This window comes from Streptomyces sp. NPDC056948, from assembly GCF_042674225.1.
Lineage (GTDB): Bacteria > Actinomycetota > Actinomycetes > Streptomycetales > Streptomycetaceae > Streptomyces > Streptomyces purpurascens.
On record NZ_JBHUQX010000182.1, the window covers coordinates 1 to 17738 of the forward strand.

Annotated in this window: 15 protein-coding genes and 1 tRNA gene; 7 read left to right on the top strand and 9 right to left on the bottom strand. The window is 71.8% G+C overall.

Annotated elements, in window-relative coordinates; all coding sequences use genetic code 11:
• Positions 1-59: 59 nt before the first annotated feature.
• A complete protein-coding gene (locus ACFTZL_RS23275) occupies positions 60-524 on the bottom strand; it encodes a GatB/YqeY domain-containing protein (protein WP_382586005.1) in 465 nt (154 codons plus the stop codon).
• A 169-nt stretch (positions 525-693) separates the two neighbouring features.
• On the opposite strand from ACFTZL_RS23275, the gene ACFTZL_RS23280 reads away from it, so the two are divergent.
• The 5 genes from ACFTZL_RS23280 to ACFTZL_RS23300 all read left to right on the top strand — a co-directional run bounded on the left by ACFTZL_RS23280 (position 694) and on the right by ACFTZL_RS23300 (position 6771).
• Positions 694-1620, top strand: a complete 927-nt coding sequence (locus ACFTZL_RS23280) for a metallophosphoesterase (protein ID WP_382586008.1) — start codon at positions 694-696, stop codon at positions 1618-1620.
• 133 nt (positions 1621-1753) lie between these two features.
• Positions 1754-2524 (top strand): Pr6Pr family membrane protein, encoded by a 771-nt coding sequence (locus ACFTZL_RS23285; RefSeq protein ID WP_382586011.1) that lies wholly within the window; start codon positions 1754-1756, stop codon positions 2522-2524.
• A 47-nt stretch (positions 2525-2571) separates the two neighbouring features.
• Positions 2572-2645: transfer RNA gene (locus ACFTZL_RS23290), tRNA-Pro, on the top strand.
• A gap of 248 nt (positions 2646-2893) precedes the next feature.
• A complete protein-coding gene (locus ACFTZL_RS23295) occupies positions 2894-5503 on the top strand; it encodes a hypothetical protein (protein WP_382586014.1) in 2610 nt (869 codons plus the stop codon).
• A gap of 416 nt (positions 5504-5919) precedes the next feature.
• A complete protein-coding gene (locus ACFTZL_RS23300; protein WP_382586017.1) occupies positions 5920-6771 on the top strand; it encodes a hypothetical protein in 852 nt (283 codons plus the stop codon).
• Positions 6772-6851: 80 nt separating this feature from the next.
• Here ACFTZL_RS23300 and ACFTZL_RS23305 read toward each other — a convergent pair whose 3' ends face one another.
• The 4 genes from ACFTZL_RS23305 to ACFTZL_RS23320 all read right to left on the bottom strand — a co-directional run bounded on the left by ACFTZL_RS23305 (position 6852) and on the right by ACFTZL_RS23320 (position 9397).
• Positions 6852-7076 carry a hypothetical protein gene (locus ACFTZL_RS23305; RefSeq protein ID WP_382586020.1) on the bottom strand — a complete coding sequence of 75 codons (225 nt, stop codon included), beginning with the start codon at positions 7074-7076 and terminating at the stop codon, positions 6852-6854.
• Positions 7077-7112: 36 nt separating this feature from the next.
• Entirely contained in the window at positions 7113-7523 is a 411-nt protein-coding gene (locus ACFTZL_RS23310) for a hypothetical protein (RefSeq protein ID WP_382586022.1), read from the bottom strand.
• Positions 7524-7592: 69 nt separating this feature from the next.
• Positions 7593-8306, bottom strand: a complete 714-nt coding sequence (locus ACFTZL_RS23315; protein ID WP_382586025.1) for a TIGR03943 family putative permease subunit — start codon at positions 8304-8306, stop codon at positions 7593-7595.
• Positions 8303-9397, bottom strand: coding sequence for a permease (locus tag ACFTZL_RS23320; protein WP_382586028.1), 1095 nt, complete (start codon positions 9395-9397; stop codon positions 8303-8305). The genes ACFTZL_RS23315 and ACFTZL_RS23320 overlap by 4 nt, the downstream gene beginning before the upstream one ends.
• Positions 9398-9544: 147 nt before the next feature.
• On the opposite strand from ACFTZL_RS23320, the gene ACFTZL_RS23325 reads away from it, so the two are divergent.
• Positions 9545-11437 carry an NAD-binding protein gene (locus tag ACFTZL_RS23325; RefSeq protein ID WP_382586031.1) on the top strand — a complete coding sequence of 631 codons (1893 nt, stop codon included), beginning with the start codon at positions 9545-9547 and terminating at the stop codon, positions 11435-11437.
• Positions 11438-11597: 160 nt separating this feature from the next.
• Here ACFTZL_RS23325 and ACFTZL_RS23330 read toward each other — a convergent pair whose 3' ends face one another.
• Entirely contained in the window at positions 11598-13469 is a 1872-nt protein-coding gene (locus tag ACFTZL_RS23330; protein WP_382586033.1) for a S9 family peptidase, read from the bottom strand.
• A gap of 180 nt (positions 13470-13649) precedes the next feature.
• Between ACFTZL_RS23330 and ACFTZL_RS23335 the strand changes: the two genes are divergently transcribed.
• Positions 13650-14438: an SURF1 family protein gene (locus tag ACFTZL_RS23335; RefSeq protein ID WP_382586035.1), complete on the top strand. Its 789-nt coding sequence runs from the start codon at positions 13650-13652 to the stop codon at positions 14436-14438.
• A 54-nt stretch (positions 14439-14492) separates the two neighbouring features.
• Here the strand turns inward: ACFTZL_RS23335 and ACFTZL_RS23340 are convergent, their stop codons facing one another.
• The 3 genes from ACFTZL_RS23340 to ACFTZL_RS23350 form a co-directional block, all read right to left on the bottom strand.
• The gene (locus ACFTZL_RS23340; RefSeq protein WP_382586038.1) at positions 14493-15530 is read right to left on the bottom strand and encodes a hypothetical protein; all 1038 of its coding nucleotides are present in this window, start codon (positions 15528-15530) and stop codon (positions 14493-14495) included.
• Between the two features lie 101 nt (positions 15531-15631).
• Complete coding sequence (locus tag ACFTZL_RS23345; RefSeq protein ID WP_382586044.1) at positions 15632-16207, bottom strand: SigE family RNA polymerase sigma factor; 576 nt, start codon at positions 16205-16207, stop codon at positions 15632-15634.
• Positions 16208-16712: 505 nt separating this feature from the next.
• Positions 16713-17738: aspartate-semialdehyde dehydrogenase (locus ACFTZL_RS23350; protein WP_382586041.1), on the bottom strand; the 1026-nt coding region annotated here is incomplete at its 5' end.

Sequence of the window (17738 nt, forward strand, 5' to 3'; positions counted from 1 at the left end):
CCTCTTTCCCGTACGGGAGGAGGGGGCCGCCTGTCGTTCTGCCGGTGATCAGCCGGTGATCAGCCGGCGAGCAGCTTCTTCACCACGGCGGCGACGCGGCCGCCCTCGGCCTGCCCGGCCACCTTCGGGTTCACGATCTTCATGACCGCGCCCATGGCCCGCGGCCCCTCGGCACCGGCGGCCTTGGCCTCCTCGACGGCCTGGGCCACGATCTGCTGGAGCTCGTCGTCGGAAAGCTGCTTGGGCAGGTACTCGGCGAGCACCTCGCCCTCCGCCTTCTCCCGCTCGGCGCTCTCGGCACGACCGCCCTGGGCGAAAGCCTCGGCGGCCTCGCGGCGCTTCTTGGCCTCGCGGGTGATCACCTTCTGCACCTCGTCGTCGGAGAGCTCGCGCTTCTCCTTGCCCGCGACCTCCTCCTTGGTGATCGCGGCGAGCGTCAGCCGGAGCGTGGAGGAGCGGAGCTCGTCGCGCTCCTTGATCGCAACGTTGAGGTGATCCTGCAGCTTCGACTTGAGCGTGGTCATGGGGCTGATTGTCGCAGGTGCGGGAGGAAAGACGCCCCCTGTTTTGCGGGGCGGTGGCGGGATGGTGGCGGGGTGCCGGCGGGACTGCGGATCGAAGCGCCGGTGCCGCCAGGGGATTTCGGGCACCGCCCGGGCGGGGTCGACGTCCGGTGTCTGAGACGATGGTCGTATGCGCGCGCGATACGGAGTCCCCCTGGGAATCGCGGCGGCTGGTGCCGCCGGTCTGTTGTACGCCGCGGGCTTCGAAGCCCGCTCCTTCCGCCTCCGCCGGGTCACCGTCCCGGTCCTGCCCCCAGGAATGCGCCCTCTGCGTGTGCTGCAGGTCTCCGACATCCACATGGTCGGCGGCCAGCACAAGAAGCAGCGCTGGCTGCGGTCCCTGGCGGGCCTGCGCCCCGACTTCGTGATCAACACGGGCGACAACCTCTCCGACCCGGAGGGCGTCCCGGAGGTCCTTGACTCGCTCGGCCCCCTGATGGAGTTCCCGGGCGCGTACGTCTTCGGCTCGAACGACTACTACGGCCCCACGCTGCGCAACCCCGCCCGCTACCTGCTGGAGAAGGCCCAGGGCCGCCATGGCCTCAACGGCAACGCCCCGGCCGTGGGTGTGGTGCACAACCCGTGGGAGGACCTGCGGGACGGTTTCGACGCGGCGGGCTGGCTCAACCTGACCAACACACGCGGGACGCTCAAGATCGAGGGCGTCTCGCTGGAGCTGACGGGCCTGGACGACCCGCACATCAAGCGGGACCGGTACGCGCAGGTGGCCGGCGGCCCCGCGGAGTCCGCCGACTTCTCGATGGGCGTCGTCCACGCCCCCTACCTGCGCACGCTGGACGCCTTCACGGCCGACGACTACCCCCTGATCCTGGCCGGCCACACCCACGGCGGCCAGCTCTGCATCCCCTTCTACGGCGCGCTGGTCACCAACTGCGACCTGGACACGGAGCGGGTGAAGGGCTTGTCGACGCACACGGTGGAGGACCGTACGTCGTATCTGCACGTGTCGGCGGGCTGCGGTACGAGCCGCTACACGCCGGTACGGTTCGCGTGCCCGCCGGAGGCGACGCTGCTGACGCTGGTGGGCAGGGAGTAGCGGGAGCCGCGGGAAGCCGCGGGAGTGCAGTCGGGCTCGCGGTCGGGCTCGCGGTCGGATCGGCGGGGTAACGGGTAACCCACACAGCCCCGCCCGTATCGCCCCCTATATCCGTTTCTGTCAGCGTGGGGGCATGACCGCCCCGATACCCAGGGACATCCCGGACCTGCCCGCGATACCGGGCAGGCCCGCGCTGAAGCCCTCCCCCGTCCCGGCCACGGCCGTCGTCAGCCCGGTCCGCCGCCCCCTGGCCGCGGCCTTCCGCCTGCTGGTCGCCATCGCGGCGGCCGTCGGCGTGACGCTCGAACTGCTCCTCGGCGACCCGTCCCGGGCCCTGGGGTTCTTCGCGATCCAGAGCAACATCCTGCTGGCGCTGGTCATGGCCCTCTCGGCGCGCCGCGCCTGGACGGCCGGCCGCCCCCTGCCGGGGGCCGTACTGGGCGCGACGACCCTCTACGTCGTCGTCGCCGCCCTGGCCTACCACCTGCTCCTGGCGAACGAGGCCAGCCCCTTCTCCCTCACCGGCGAAGCGGCCCACCCGACGGGCTGGCAGGCCCTCACCCACTTCACCCTCCACACGGTGACCCCGATCGCGGCCGTACTGGACTGGCTCCTGCTCACGCCCCCCGGCCGCCTGCACCTGCGCCAGGCCAGCACCTGGCTGCTCTACCCCCTGGCCTACCTGGCCTTCTCCCTCGTCCGAGGCGAACTGCTCCTCCCGGGCTCGTCCGGCCGCTACCTCTACCCCTTCCTGGACGTCGACCAGGACGGCTACAAGAAGGTTCTCGGTAACGCGCTCCTCCTCGGTCTCGCCTTCTACGCCCTGGCGGTCCTCCTCGTGGCCGTCGACCACACCCGCCCGAACCCCCTCCGGCACCCCTGGAAAACCGGATTTCGTCTCTAGCCACCGGTGGGCTAAAGTAAACGACGTCGCCGCGACAGCAGCGACATCGGGGTGTAGCGCAGCTTGGCAGCGCGCTTCGTTCGGGACGAAGAGGTCGTGGGTTCAAATCCCGCCACCCCGACAGTTGAAACACCAGGTCAGGGGCCTGATCCGCTTTGCGGGTCGGGCCCCTGAGTGGTTTCCGGTGGCGCATTGGAGCCGCCGATGGGCCCGGTCGGCGGCTGCGGGGATTTCCGGCGAAAAGCCACCCGAGGCGGGGCGCGCGGGCCATCATCGTCGAGCCGCGGGGCCGACGTTCGGTGGGACACGTCGGCGCGTGCCGTGTACGGGGGGTGCACCCATCGCATGAGGTGTTCGACGAGCAGCCGTGTGCCACACCCGAGACTCCTGACGGCGGGGGCGGGAGTGCTGCTGTCGCTGCTCTGCCTCTGGCTGCTGTCCGGGGCAGTCCCGGCTCGGGCGGCCGGTGGAGAGGAAGGCGGGGACCGCACCGGGAAGCTCACGGTCGAGATCGGATGGGACGCGGCGCGGCAAGAGGTGGTGGTCCGCGAGCGGTGCGCCTACACACTCCTACCCGACAGTCAGGCCCTGGCCGAGATCCGGGAGGAGGGGGCCGGTTTCTGCGACGGGTACACCGTGCTCCGAGACGGGAAAGCCCCGGTGGACCACGATGGCTGGGACAACCCGGCGGACACGGTGACGCAGGAGTCGTCTCGCAGTCCCGCGCGGGTGCGGACGGAGTTCGCCACCTTTCTGGCGCGGCGCTCCGGCTCGCAGAGGCTGAACATCAGCGTCGACATGCCCAGTGCGTTCAAGGAAGCGCCCGCAGGGCTCCCTGATGTCTGGACGGTCGAAGTGCGCGCTCCGCGCTGGCTCTTCCACCAGATCCGTGGGCCGGTGGAGTCGCAGTCACCCGGCACGGTCACCTGGCGGGTACAGAACGTGTCACAGGACGACATCCCCCGCTCGGTTGAGCTGTGGAGAACGGTGGACACGACGAAGCCGCCGTCGACGCGAGTGCAGACGAAGACGGAGTTGGTGACCGCCTTCGCACTCGCTGTCTGCGGGATCGGGGTGGTCGCGGCACTGCTGGTGGCGAGGCTCGCCGGCCCCGCTGTGCCCCGGAGATGGGCAACGGCAGCCATGGGGCTGACGGTTGTCGCGTACCCTCTCGCCTTCGTCGGCATTCCACAGCCGACGACATCCAACACGGTGGTCATCCCGTTCTTCCTCAGCTTCGGAGGCGGCACTCCTCCCGGTCAGGTGTGGACCCCGGGGCCGGTCCTCGGCCTGTGGTTGTGGTACGTCCTGCCCGTGGCGGGTTGGTGGTTCAGTTGCCGGCTGATCACCCGTAAGCCTCCGTCCTACCGGGTACTCGTGGTGAGTGCTGTGTCTCCCCTGCTCGCCTTTCCTCTCATGGCGGCAGGCGGTACCGAGCCCAATCTCGGGGCGTGGCTTGCTCCGGCGTTCGCCGGGATCGCCGCGCTCGCCAGTCTCCTCGTCCTGCGCGCGCTGAACGAAAGCGGGGCCGCGCGGAGATGGGCGCCGACGGCAGGCGCCCTGCTCTGGGTCGCCTGCGCGGCACACTGGCTGGGCAACGCCCCGATCATGTCCGACCGGGACTCCGTGACGACCTGGCCGGAAGCAGCAGCCGTGCTGGTCTGTACATGGCCGGCCGCGGCTTGGATCACGTCGATGCTGGGCCCTGTGCTGGGTCGCGCTGTGAAGCCGGTGATCCGCGCGTTGTGCTTCGTCGTGCTCTGGGCCTGGATGTTGTCCCCCTTCCTGGTGGCCCGGGCGACCGACCGCCCGAACCGGGGGATGGACCCGTGGAACTACTACCGGGGCCCGTTCTTCACGGGGTACATGGGCTTCCCGCTCTGTGTCGTGCTGATCTGCGGTGTGGCCCTCCAGATCGTCTGTCTTCTTCGGCGCGGCGGACTCGGTGACCGGTGCCGGGCCCTGGAGCCGATCGGCAGGATCCTCCTGGTCTGCGGTGTACTCATGGCGCTGGGCAGCCCCAGCCTGCGAACGCTGTCGATGTGGGGGGACGCACTCGCGATCCTGTGGGCCGGGCTCGGCTCACTTCTGCTGCTGCCGGTCGGGGCGGACGCGACGGCCGCCGAGTTGCGGAGCATCGGCCGGGAGGACCATGCGCGCTTCATGGGCCGGTGGGTGGAGACACAGCTCATCTGGGACACCCGTGCCGACTTCCAACGGGCGGCCCGGTCCGCGCTCGCGGAGGACATGTCGGTGTCGGACTTCTCCCAGCGCTGGAAGGAACTGGACGTTCCCGGCCGCCGTGGGGATCCGGCGGCTCGTCTGGCCCGCGCGAAGCGATTCGCACTGGGGTCGAGCGGCGGTACCGCACCTCGCACCGCCGGGCTGGTCGGCGCTGCGATCGCCCAGTTGCTTGCCCTGCCCTGGGCCGGCTACCAGCTCATGACCGGCGATGCCGTGGGAGCCGACGGATTCATGCCGTTCCATCTCGACGAGATCTCCAAGGCGCTGAGGTTCGGGCACTGGGCGCTGTACGGATTCGTCTTCGGCTACTTCTACGCCCTGCTGCGGGGCAACACACCGATCGGCAAGGCGGCGATGCTCACGGTGGTGGTGCTGCCGGCCGAGGTGCTGTCCATGATCACTCTCACCATCGATCCTCAATACGCGCGGAACCCGTCCTGGACCGACATGGCGGTGGCGTGCGGTGGTCTGGCGGGCCAGACCTTCGTGGTGTGCATGGGGATGGGGCTCTGCTGGGAGTGGTGGCTTGCGCGGGCCGCTGCGCTCAAGTGGTCCCAGGTGCGCAACTTTCGCCGGCTGTCCTCCATCACCGTGCCCCTGGGCACCGTCCTCGTCGCCGCCGCGACCGCGTTCGCCACCGTGGTCGCCGGAGCGTGGGCACAGCAGGAACTCCAGCCACCATCCGGTAGCCCGCCGTCGTCCGCACCAGTCGCGCCAGCACAACGGGCGCCCTGACCGAGCGAGTTCGCCGTGCAGGGCGCTCGGAGCCGATGCTCTGTCAGGTGCCGCACGGTCCGGCGCTGTGCTTCGAAGCCGGCTCCTGGGCCGCCTTCATAGGTGAGTTGAAGGCCGGGCATCGCCGTCACTGAGGCGGCCGGGCTCCGGCCGCCGTCCGCGTCGCGGGCTCACCGGGTCCTTGTTCGCGAGGGGCCGGTGGGCCGCTGACCTCCTGAAAGAACCGGGGAAAGAACTACCCACCCACCCGCCCTCCCCGGCCAGTTGGCCCGCGTCACCCGTCCGAGTGACCGGCTTGCAGGCTTGGGATTCGGGCCGTTACGTTCGCCGCGACAACCTCACACAGACGACGGCCCCCGGCCGGGACTGGCATCCCGATCGAGGGCCTGACCGATCAGGAAGTGAACCCCTTCCCGATGGCTGAGCCGCAGTCTAACGCGCGCCTGCGCGCCGATGCCGGAGCTCCGACTTCCGGCGTGATCCATGTACGCACCCGGCTGACCGCCGACTTCACCGTGATCTCCAATGCCCTCGCGCAGCGACGTGGCAGCGCGGTCACGGTCGGCGTCGCGGCGTACATCTCCTCCCTGCCCGATGGTTCTTCCGTGACCATCACGGCCCTCTGCGAGCACTTCAGCGAGGGCGAGATCCTCATCTCGCGAGCGCTCAGGGAGCTCGAAGGGGCTGGGTACCTGGAGCGCCGCCGGGAGCGAACGTCCACCGGGCAGGTTCGTACGCGGACGTACTTCTACGACGTACCCGGCGGTGGCTTCGGCGACGGACCGCCCGAGCCGCCGAAGACGCCTCGGGCCCGGAAGGCGCCCGCGGGTGAGGAGGCACCGGCCTCCCCTTCGGAGAAGCCCGCTTCGCTCTCCGACGCCGACCCCCAGGCAGTCGCCGTTCTGGCCTCGCTCCGCCGGGTCGATCCACGTCTCGTGCTGTCCGAGCAGGAGGCCGTGCGGCTGGCGCCGGCCGTCGGGCAGTGGCTCGCGGCCGGGGTCGACCCGTCCCAGGTCACCGCGCTGCTGACCGCGCGGCTGCCCGACCGGTTCCTGAGTCGTCCGGCGGGCATCCTCGCCTTTCGTCTCCGGGAGACGCCCCTGCCCGCACCGCCTCCGCGCCCGCTTGTCGAGGGCGCGAGCCGCCCGGTCGTGCTGCCCTTCCAGACCTGCGACGGATGCGAACGGGCGTTCCGCGCGCCGGAGCCCGGGCATTGCCGGGAATGCCGATCCAGGGAATCGGGGGATCGTCTCCGTGCGGCGGCGTGAGCGCGATGGAAAGCCGCGAGGCCAGTACGCTGCCCCGGCCGGCGGCCACCATCGTGCTCTCTTCGAGGAACACGTGCACATCACGAGTCACGCGGCACCCGCCTCGGCCATGCGGCGGTCCAGTTGGCGTCCAGCTCGGCCTGCTCTTGCTCGCCGGGGTCGTAGCCGTTCCACTCCCGCAGCACTGCCTGTGCCTTCTCCGCCCGCTCGGCCCGCTCGGCGGGGGTGAGCAGGTTCTCGGCGAGCAGGCCGCGGTCCTTGAAGTCGGGGCGGATCAACGCGTCCGCCATGGCGTGGATCTCCACCTGTGTTGAGTCCTCTTGCGGGAGGACTCAGCGCAGTCACTGGGCGAGCGCCCCGGTCAGCGTTCCCGCCAGGGTGAGTGTGAGGAAGACCGCCCCCCAGGCCATCGCATGGCGTGTGCAGCGGTACTTGAGCCAGGCGGTGCGGGAGAGGGTCTCCGGTCGGGGGTCGGCGTCGGTGCCCGGTCGGGGCCTCGTGGCCAGGCTCAGCAGGACCAAGGACGGGGCGCAGGCCGCGCAGCCGGTCCATACGAGGATCTGGGGGATCACGGCGTACTGAGCGGGTGCGATGACGCCGGCGGTGATCGCTGCGAGCAGGGCGGTCAGGGCCGCGCCGAGCGTGGCCAGGGTCAGTCCGGCCCGGCTGTCGGCCTTCGCGAGTTCCTTGCGGGCCTCGGTCAGGAGCTCCCGGTCCGGTTCCGTCGCGCGCTCGTCTTCGAGTGTGGCCATGCGGCCCCCTCCCCCTCGCTGATCAGCGGCTCTTTCGAGTACCCGAATGAAGCCGTGCTACGCCGGGCATCAGGTGTTCCACGTTTCGTCATAGGGATCGTGCGGGGTGGGGACCGGCTTGGCGCGGGTGACCTCGAGATACGGGATCGGGCCGTTGTTCACCGAGTCCTTGGTCCGGCGCGGGGTGTAGCGGCCGGTGATCTCCAGCCAGGTGTCCGGGCTCAGCACCGGGGGGACGTTGCCGGTCAGGGCGATCTTGACCGGCTGGGCGTCCGCCGCACAGCAGTTGAGGCCCATGCGGACCAGGTACGGGGAGCCCGCCCGGTCCAGGGTGACGAAGCCGGTGATCTTCAGCTCGCGGTCGCGCAGGGCGCGGCCGTCGCCGTAGACCGCGCGGCCCGCGTAGTCGGCCACGCCCAGGCGGAGGGGGCCGTCGGCGGGGAGGTCCGGGAAGCCGAAGGGCTTCTGGAGGGCCGTGCCGGTGTGGGACGCGCTGTAGGAGCCCAGGGCCGGCGGGGCGACCAGGATCAGGGCCAGGACGGGGAGCGTGAGGAGCCAGGTGACGCGGGGTTCGTGGTGGTGCTGGTGACCGTGGGCGTGCCCGGTGCCTCGGCGGTCGTACCAGAGCGTCGCCGCCGCCGTCGCGATCAGTACCACGCCCGCCAGCAGGACCAGCGGGCGCAGGCCCGCCTTGACGTAGCGCAGATAGAGGTCGGTCATGCCGGCGTGCAGGAGCGTGGCGCCCAGCAGGAAGAGGAGGGCGCTCTGGGCCAGGCGGTTCACAGCAGGACCGTTCCGGTCAGGGCCGACACGACGACGGCCAGGGCGAAGGTCGCGGGGGCGAAGCGCAGGGCGAAGGCGCGGCCGAAGGTGCCCGCCTGCATCGCGAAGAGCTTCAGGTCGATCATGGGCCCCACCACCAGGAACGTCAGACGGGCCGTCAGCGAGAACTGCGTCAGGGACGCCGCCACGAACGCGTCCGCCTCCGAGCAGATGGAGAGAAGGACGGCCAGGACAGCGAGGGCCAGGACCGACAACACGGGGTGTCCGGCCGCCAGGCGCAGCCACTCCGCCGGCACCACCGCCTTGAGCGTCGCCGCGGCCATCGCGCCGACCACCAGGAAGCCGCCCGCGTGCGTCACGTCGTGGCGCACCGAGCCCCAGAAGGCCGCCCCCTTGCCCTGGCCCTCGTACGACGCCCTTTCCGGGGGACGCAGCCAGTCCGTGCGGCCGAGGCGGTGCCAGAGCCAGCCCATCGCGCAGGCCACCAGCAGGCTCGCGACGAAGCGGGCCAGGACCATCTCCGGGTTGCCGGGGAAGGCCACGGCCGTCGCCGTCAAGACGATCGGGTTGATGGCGGGCGCGGAGAGGAGGAAGGCCAGCGCGGCCGCGGGGGTGACGCCTCTGCGCACCAGTGCTCCGGCGACCGGCACCGAGGCGCACTCGCAGCCCGGCAGCACCGCGCCCGCCGCGCTCGCGACCGGGACCGCCAGGACCGGGCGCTTCGGCAGGGCCCGGGCGAAGAACGACGCCGGCACGAACACCGCGATCGCCGCCGACAGCAGCACGCCGAGGACCAGGAACGGCAGCGCCTGGACCATGACCGCCACGAACACGGTCATCCAGCTCTGCATCACCGGTGCGGCCAGGGCCCCGCGGATCGGGCCCTGGAACATCACCGCCGTGACCAGCAGAAGGGTCAGCAGGAGGGCGGAGTTGAGGTGTCTGCCCTCGTCCCGGGCTTCCTGGCCTTCGCGGCCTTCCTGGCCTTCTCGGCCCCGGTCCGTTTCGACGTCCCCGTGCTCGCCGCTCTCCCTCGGGACGGTCTTCGTGGTGGCCACGGGCCCGGTACCTCCGGTGGTGCGCATGGGCATGCATTGCCTCCCCTTCGGTACGGACGGGCGGGCCCGGGCGTTCAAGCACCTCGGTTCCCTTCTGGAACCAGCCGTCCCGGTAAGGCAGTCTTCTCCCTTGTGGGGAGCGTTCCGAATCAAGGTCAGCCAGGCGAACCGGCCACGCACATGGTCGTATGCGGTGACGACGGGCTCGCCCATCGGCTGGCCGCCGAACTCCGGGGTGTCTACGGCGAACAGGTCACACTCGTCGTGCCGCCGTCGGGGCGCCGGGTGCGGCAGCCGGTGGTCGGACGGGCCCGGGCCGCCTCGGCGGCCCTGCTCGACCGGGTCAGCGCGGCCGTCAACCGGACGGGCACGGGCGGCGCCGAACCGGCCGCGACCGAACAGGTCGTGGAGGCCGCCGAGATCACCGATGCCGTGCTCACCGAGGTGGGCGCCGACCGGGCGGCCGCTCTGGCGCTCGTGTACGACGACGACGAGACCAACATCCGTGCCGCGCTCACCGCCCGCCGGATCAACCCCAGCGTGAGACTCGTACTGCGGCTCTACAACCGGCGGTTGGGGCAGCACATCGAGGAACTGCTCGACCAGACGGCGGCCGTGGCCTCCGGGACGGGACCGGGCACGGGCGTCGACACCTCGACGACCGTGCTGTCCGACGCCGACACGGCCGCGCCCGCGCTGGCCGCCACCGCCCTCGTGGGCACCAGCAAGGTCGTCCAGACGGAAGGGCTCGTCCTGCGGGCCGTGGAGCGGCAGCCGCCGGGGCCGGGCGAGGTGGCCGACCCGGGGCTGTGCACCCTGGCACTGCTGTCCGCGACGAGCAACGACCCGGCCGGCGCCGACGGTTCCGAGAGCAGCGGCGAGCACGGGCCTCAACTGCTCCCGGACGAGATGGCGGTGGCGTCCGCGACCGGGCGCGGGACCGTCGTCCTGGAGCAGGTGTCGTACTCCGGGCCGTCCCTGCCCTCCGGGCGGGGCGGTGTGCCGCCGTTCGCCTCGCTGTTCTCGCGTCGGCTGCGGTGGTCGCTGGCCGGGCTGGTCGGGTGCGTGCTCGCGCTCGCCGTCGCGTTCATGTTCGTGACCGACGAGCATCCGCTGTACGCCACGTACGTCACGCTCCTCGACCTCTTCGGCATCAACGATCCCGCGTACCACGAGTCCACCGGGCGGCAGGTCCTGCAACTGCTGTCCGGGCTGGTCGGGTTGCTGCTGCTGCCGGTGCTGCTGGCCGCGGTGCTGGAGGCCCTGGGCACGTTCCGCAGCGCGTCCACCCTGCGCAAGCCGCCGCGGGGGCTCGGCGGGCACGTGGTGCTGCTCGGGCTCGGCAAGATCGGGACGCGGGTGCTGACGCGGCTGCGTGAGCTGCACATTCCCGTGGTGTGCGTCGAGTCCGACCCGGAGGCCAGGGGGATGGCCACGGCGCGGCGGCTGCGGGTGCCGGTGGTACTCGGGGACGTCACGCAGGAAGGGGTGCTGGAGGCCGCCAAGATCCACCGGGCGCACGCCCTGCTGGCGCTGACCAGTGCGGACACGACGAATCTGGAGGCCTCGCTGTACGCGCGGTCCGTGCGGCCCGACTTGCGGGTCGTGCTGCGGCTGTACGACGACGACTTCGCGACCGCCGTGTACCGGACCCTGCGGGCCGCGCATCCCTTCGCCCTCACCCGGAGCCGGAGCGTGTCGCATCTGGCCGCGCCCGCGTTCGCCGGGGCGATGATGGGGCGGCAGATTCTGGGGGCGATTCCGGTGGAGCGGCGGGTGCTGCTGTTCGCGGAGGTGGAGGTGGCCGGGCATCCGCAACTGGAGGGCAGGACCGTGGCGGAGGCGTTCCGGGGCGGGGCCTGGCGGGTGCTGGCGCTCAATACGGCGCCTCCTGGGGGGCGGCGGAGTGAAGGGGAGAGTGCGGAGGAGGAGGGTGCGCCGGCCTCGGGGCTGGTGTGGGATCTGCCTCCTACGTATGTGTTGGGGGCCGGGGATCGGGTGGTGCTGGCGGCGACTCGGCGGGGGTTGGCGGAGTTGCTGGGGCGGAGGCGGCGGGAGCGGGCGGGCACGTAGACGCCGGTTCGCTGCGCGGCTCGGCGTTACGAGGTGCCCGGCGTTGGCGCTGAGGCCGGGGCGTTGCGCAACCCGGCGCAGCGGGGTGCCGCCCGCGCCCACCCGTGCCGCCCTTAGCGGCACGCATGCCCGCGGACGACGGGCACTCGCACCCCATACGTCACCCCGCGACGTTCCTCAGGTGCCTCTCCGCGAACTCCAGTTCCAGACGGACCTGCTTGATCCGTTCGTCCACCACCAGTGAGCCGTGCCCGGCGTCGTAGCGGTACACCTCGTGGACCGCGCTTCGCGTCTCCAGGCGTTTGACGTAGTTCTCGATCTGGCGGATCGGGCAGCGCGGGTCGTTGACGCCGGCCGAGATGTAGACCGGGGCCTTGACCTGGTCGACGTAGGTGAGGGGGGACGAGGCCTCGAAGCGGTCGGGGACCTCCTCCGGGGTGCCGCCGAGGAGGGTGCGGTCCATCGCCTTCAGCGCCTCCATCTCGTCGTGGTACGCCGTGACGTAGTCAGCGACGGGGACCGCCGCGATGCCCAGCGTCCACGCGTCGGGCTGGACGCCGAGGCCGAGGAGGGTGAGGTAGCCGCCCCAGGAGCCGCCGGTGAGGACGATGCGGTCGGGGTCGGCGAGGCCGGAGCTGACGGCCCATTCCCGGACCGCGGCGATGTCCTCCAGCTCGATGAGGCCCACGCGGTGCTTCAGGGCGTCGGTCCAGGCACGGCCGTAGCCCGTCGAGCCGCGGTAGTTGACCCGGACCACCGCGTAGCCGTGGTCGACCCAGGCCGCCGGGCCCGCCGCGAAGGAGTCGTTGTCGTGCCAGGTCGGGCCGCCGTGGATGTCGAAGACCGTGGGGAGCGGGCCGGTGGTGCCCTTCGGCTTCTGGACCAGTGCGTGGATGCGGCCCCCGGGGCCCTCCACCCACACATCCTCCACCGGCACCGAGCCGGGTGACTTCATGCCGGGCGGGTCGAGCACGACACCGCCCGCCGTGGAGCGGAGCGCCGACGGTTCGGCGGCCGAGGACCACAGGTACTCCACGCTGCCGTCGGGCCGGGCCGTGGCGCCGGAGACCGTGCCGGGCGGGGTGGGGATCTCCGCCAGGGCGCGGCTCGACAGGTCGTAGCGGAACAGCTCGCTGCGGGCCTCGAAGCTGTGCGCGATGAGCAGGCCGGTGCCGTCCGGGTACCACTCGGCGCTGACGTCGCCGGGAAGCTCCAGCGCCAGATCCGTCTCCTCACCGGAGGCCACGTCCCACACCAGGGGCTCCCAGCGGCCGCGTCGCTGGTGGCCGATGAGGAGGCGGGTGTCGCCGTCGACGGGGGCGAAGCCGAGGACCTCGAGGCCTAGCTCGCGCGTACCGCCCTCGGTGTCGTCGAGGTCGGCGACCGGGGTGCCGTCGGGGCGCAGGACGCGCAGGGCCGAGTGCATCGCGTCGCCGTGCTCGGTGTGCTCGACGGCGATGAGCGAGCCGTCGTGGGCGAGGTCGCCGACGCCGGCGGACTCGCGGTGACGGTAGATCTCCACCGGGTCCTCGCCGGTGCGGACGAGGTGGATCGTCGTACCGTCCTCGTCCGTCGAGCGGCCCACGACCGCCGTGCGCCCGTCGCGGCCGAGGGCGAGGCCCGCCGGGTAGGAGGCCTCAAGACCCGCTGCGGCCGGTTCGTCCGCACCGCCCGTGAAGGGCTGGCGGCGCCACACGCCGAACTCGTCGCCGTCCTTGTCGTCGAACCACCAGATCCACGCGCCGTCCGGGGACAGCACGCCGTCCGTCGTGCCGTTCGGCCGGTCCGTCACCTGGCGCTGGTCGCCCGTCGACCGGTTCCACGCGTACAGCTCGTACGTCCCGGTCGCGTTCGACACGAACAGGGAGCGGTCCGGCGCGTCCTCCGCCCAGTCGGGCAGGGACACCCGGGGCGCCCGGAAGCGCTTCTCCCAGTCCGGCATCCGCTCCTGCTGTCCCGCCTGTACCCCTTGTTCGTGCTGGTCGCGCTGGTCCCGCTGGTCCCGCGCATCGGACGCGTTGCTCTCAGTCATGGCCCCATACTGCCCGCCTGGACCGACATCGCGCTGCCGAGGCCCTCAGCCTGTGGACAACCTCCACCGGTCCCCCTTCCCAGCAGGTCAGTCAATGCCTCGGGAGCACCCGGCCGAGCGGTACCGGCCGGCGCCCACCCCGCAGGCCGGACCCTTCGGGCAGCCCCGTACCTTTGGGGTGTGTACCGGTTTCTGCTGACGCCCCGATGGTGGGGGATCAACGTCTTCGTGCTGTTGTCCATCCCCTTCTGCATCTTCATGGGGTCCTGGCAACTGGGCCGGTTCGAGGACCGTGTGCAGGACCACCGCACCGCGACCGAGCAGGTCTCCGAGGCCCGGCACGAGGCGCCCCGGCCGCTCGCCGAGATGCTGCCGGTGACCAAGGCGACGTCCGGCAAGCAGGTCACCGTGACCGGCCGCTACGGCAAGCAGCTACTGGTGCCGGACCGGGAGCTCGACGACAAGCAGGGCTTCTACGTCCTGACGCTGCTGCGCACCGACGCGGGCGAGGCGCTGCCGGTCGTCCGCGGCTGGCTGCCCGGCTCACCGGACGCGGCCGAGGCCCCCGCCCCGCCCACCGGTGAGGTCACGGTCACGGGAGCGCTCCAGGCGTCCGAGACCCCCGGCGACAACGGCGTCAGCGCGCAGGGCGGCCTGCCGTCCGGGCAGACCTCGGCGATCAGCGCGGCGTCCCTGGTGAATCTGGTGCCGTACGACGTGTACGACGCGTGGGTCACGCTCGCCCAGGGCGACTCGGGCATGAAGGCGGTGCCCGCGAGCGCCCCGCCGGACTCGGGGCTGGACCTGAAGGCGTTCCAGAACCTCGGCTACACCGCCGAGTGGTTCGCCTTCGTCGGGTTCGTGATCTTCATGTGGTTCCGGTTGCTGCGGCGCGAGGTGGAGTTCGCCCGGGACGCGGAGCTGGGCCTGGTCCAGGAGGACGAGGAAGAGGAGCGCGTGGTCGCCTGACGCGGCGACCACCCCTGCTCGGCAAGGCCGGCCGGTCGGCCTGGAGAGGCAGGCCTACGCGCCCGCCAGCACGCCCGTCCAGTACACCGTCCCCGCGCACGCGTTGGACACCGTGACCGAGTTCGCTCCCGAGCCGGTACCCGGCGTGTACGTCACCGCCACACTGCCGTCGGTCGTGCCGTCCTCCGTGGCCAGTTGCGGGGCCGTGCCCGTGTCGCCGCCGGTGGAGGTGCCGCCCGTGTCCGTCGCGTCGCCCGACGGCGTGGGGTCGGGGCTGGGGTCGCCGGGCCCGCCGACGCTGCCGCCGGGGGTGGGGCAGGTCTCCGTGGGGACCCAGGCGAACTTCACGTCGTAGGCGGCTCCGGGCGCGAGCAGGAGCTGGGCCGCCTCCAGGGACGGGTCGGGCAGGCCCGCCGCCGCGTCCCCGGCCGCGTGCCGGGCCGTGCTGACCTTGCTGATGTCGGCCGTGCCCTGCGGCAGCGCGCTCACCGAGCCGGGGCCGGTGACCGTACAGCTCGCCGCGGAGACGTTGGTGACGCGGAAGGAGCCGTAGACCGCGCCCGTGGAGTCGGGGGCGGCGCTGCTTCCACTGGCGGGGCCGAGCTGGGCCGCGGTGCACGCCGCGATGCCGGCGGCGGTGCTGGAGGAGGGGTCGGCGCCCTGGGTCGCGCCGGTGGCGGCGCCGGTGCCCTTGCCCTTGTCCTCCTCCTTCTTCTCGCCCTTGTCCTTGCCCTCGGTCTTGCCGGAGGTGCCGCCCGAGGTGCTCTCGCCGCCGTCCGGTCCCTTGCCCTGGCTCGCGCCGCCCTGGGTCTCGGAGGCATGGCCGATGGCGGACGGGTTGGCGTCGGAGCCGGTGGAGTTGGACACGTGCACGAGCGCGGGGACGGCCGTGCCGATGAAGAGGCAGGCGGCGGCCACGCCGACGACGGCCTGCCGCTTGCGGGTCCGCCGCTGGGGCACCGCCTTGCGGAGATACTCCAGCGTGCCGTCGCGCGGTTCCACCTCCTGCACCACTTGGTGCAGCATCGTGCGCAGGTCCAGCTCGTCCGAGTCGAACCCCTCGGGGCTCTGGTCGTCGGGGCCGTGGTTCACAGTTGCGTTCCCAGCGTGCGATTGCTTCGGATCTTGCCCGTGCGGCCTGGCCGGCTCATGCCGGTCGGGCCCGTCCCGGCCCGTGCCGCCGTCCGAGGCGCTCATGCCGGCGCCTCCATGGCCAGCCGGAGCGCCGCGATGCCGCGCGAGCCGTACGCCTTGACCGAGCCCAGGGATATGCCGAGGGCCTCGGCGACCTGCGCCTCGGTCATGTCCGCGAAGTAGCGCAGCACCAGCACCTCGCGCTGGCGGCGCTGCAGCCCCTTCATCGCCTTGATGAGGGAGTCGCGCTCCAGCAGGTCGTAGGCGCCTTCCTCGGCACTGGCCATGTCGGGCATGGGCTTCGACAGCAGCTTCAGGCCGAGTATGCGGCGGCGCAGCGCGGAACGCGAGAGGTTGACGACCGTCTGCCGCAGGTACGCCAGGGTCTTCTCGGGTTCGCGGACCCGCTTGCGGGCCGAGTGGACCCGGATGAAGGCCTCCTGGACGACGTCCTCGCAGGAGGCGGTGTCGTCGAGGAGGAGGGCGGCGAGACCCAGCAGCGAGCGGTAGTGCGCGCGGTAGGTCTCGGTGAGGTGGTCGACGGTGGTGCCGGCCGCCGCATCGTCCTCGGCACCGTCGCGCTGGTTCGGTATGCGGGCCGGCCGCGCTGCGGGCACGGGCGCGATCACCGGCATGCCACCGGGCGTACCGGCCATGCGGGGTCGGAAAGCCGCCGGACGGGGCGGTCGAAGGACCGCGCCGCGTGCCGTGCTGAAGTCGAGTACCTCTGCCACGCCTGTTGGACACGCTCACCCCCGTGAGGGTTGTACGTGCCGGGCGTCACTTTCACGCCGACCGTCGCCGTCGACGGTCTACCCGCGTCAGGCAGCACAACAGATGGTGCGTCAAATGCCCTCATGCGTCCCGCTCTTCCCCTATGTCCAATTGTGAACGGACGTCCCCACGCCCGGCTCCAGGCGTCCCCACGCCTGATGAAGCGCTTGCACGGCCGAAGGGCGACCGCAAAGACGCTCCCCGCCCTCCGCACGGTTGCGGAGGACGGGGAGATAAATCCTCTGATGCCGAAGCGCCGCGGACAAGTGGTCCGGACCATCGATCAGCTCACATGTCGCACACAGATCCTACAAACCGCCCACCTCGGCGGTCGGAGGTTCTCACTGCCGTGCGAGGCGCGAGAGGTCAGGACAGTTCGGCGGCCACCACCTCGGCGATCTGCGCGGTGTTGAGCGCGGAGCCCTTGCGCAGGTTGTCCCCGCACACGAAGAGTTCGAGCGCCGTGGGGTCGTCCAGCGCCCGCCGCACCCGTCCGACCCAGGTCGGGTCGGTGCCGACGACGTCGGCGGGGGTCGGGAACTCCCCGGCGGCCGGGTTGTCGAACAGCACGACACCGGGCGCCGTGGCGAGGATCTCACGGGCCTTGTCGACGGTGACCTCGCCCTCGAAGCCGGCGTGCACGGTCAGCGAGTGCGTGGTGATCACCGGCACCCGGACACAGGTGACGGCCACGGGCAGATCGGGCAGGCCCAGGATCTTGCGGGACTCGTCCCGGACCTTCAGCTCCTCGGAGGACCAGCCGTCGTCGCGCGCCGAACCGGCCCAGGGCACGACATTCAGCGCGACCGGCTCCGGGAACGGCCCGGTGTTGTCCCCCACGGCCCGCCGTACGTCACCGGGGTTGGTGCCCAGCTCCGTGCCTGCGACCAGGGAGAGCTGCTGGCGCAGGGTGGTCACGCCCGCGCGCCCGGCGCCGCTGACCGCCTGGTACGAGGAGGCGACGAGCTCGCGCAGCCCGAACTCGGCGTGCAGCGCGCCCAGGGCCACGATCATGGAGAGCGTCGTGCAGCTCGGGTTGGCGATGATCCCGCGAGGCCGCATCCGCACGGCGTGCGGGTTGACCTCGGGCACGACGAGCGGCACGTCCGGGTCCATCCGGAACGTGCCGGAGTTGTCGACCACCACCGCGCCCTTGGCGACCGCCAGGGGCGCCCACCGCTCGGCGACCTCGTCGGGGACGTCGAACATGGCGACGTCGACCCCGTCGAAGGCCTCCTCGGTGAGCGCCATGACCTCGGTCTCCTCGCCGCGCACGGAAAGCTTGCGGCCGGCCGAGCGGGGGGAGGCGATCAGCCGGATCTCGCCCCAGACGTCGGCACGCTGGGACAGGATCTGGCGCATGACCGTGCCGACGGCTCCGGTCGCGCCCAC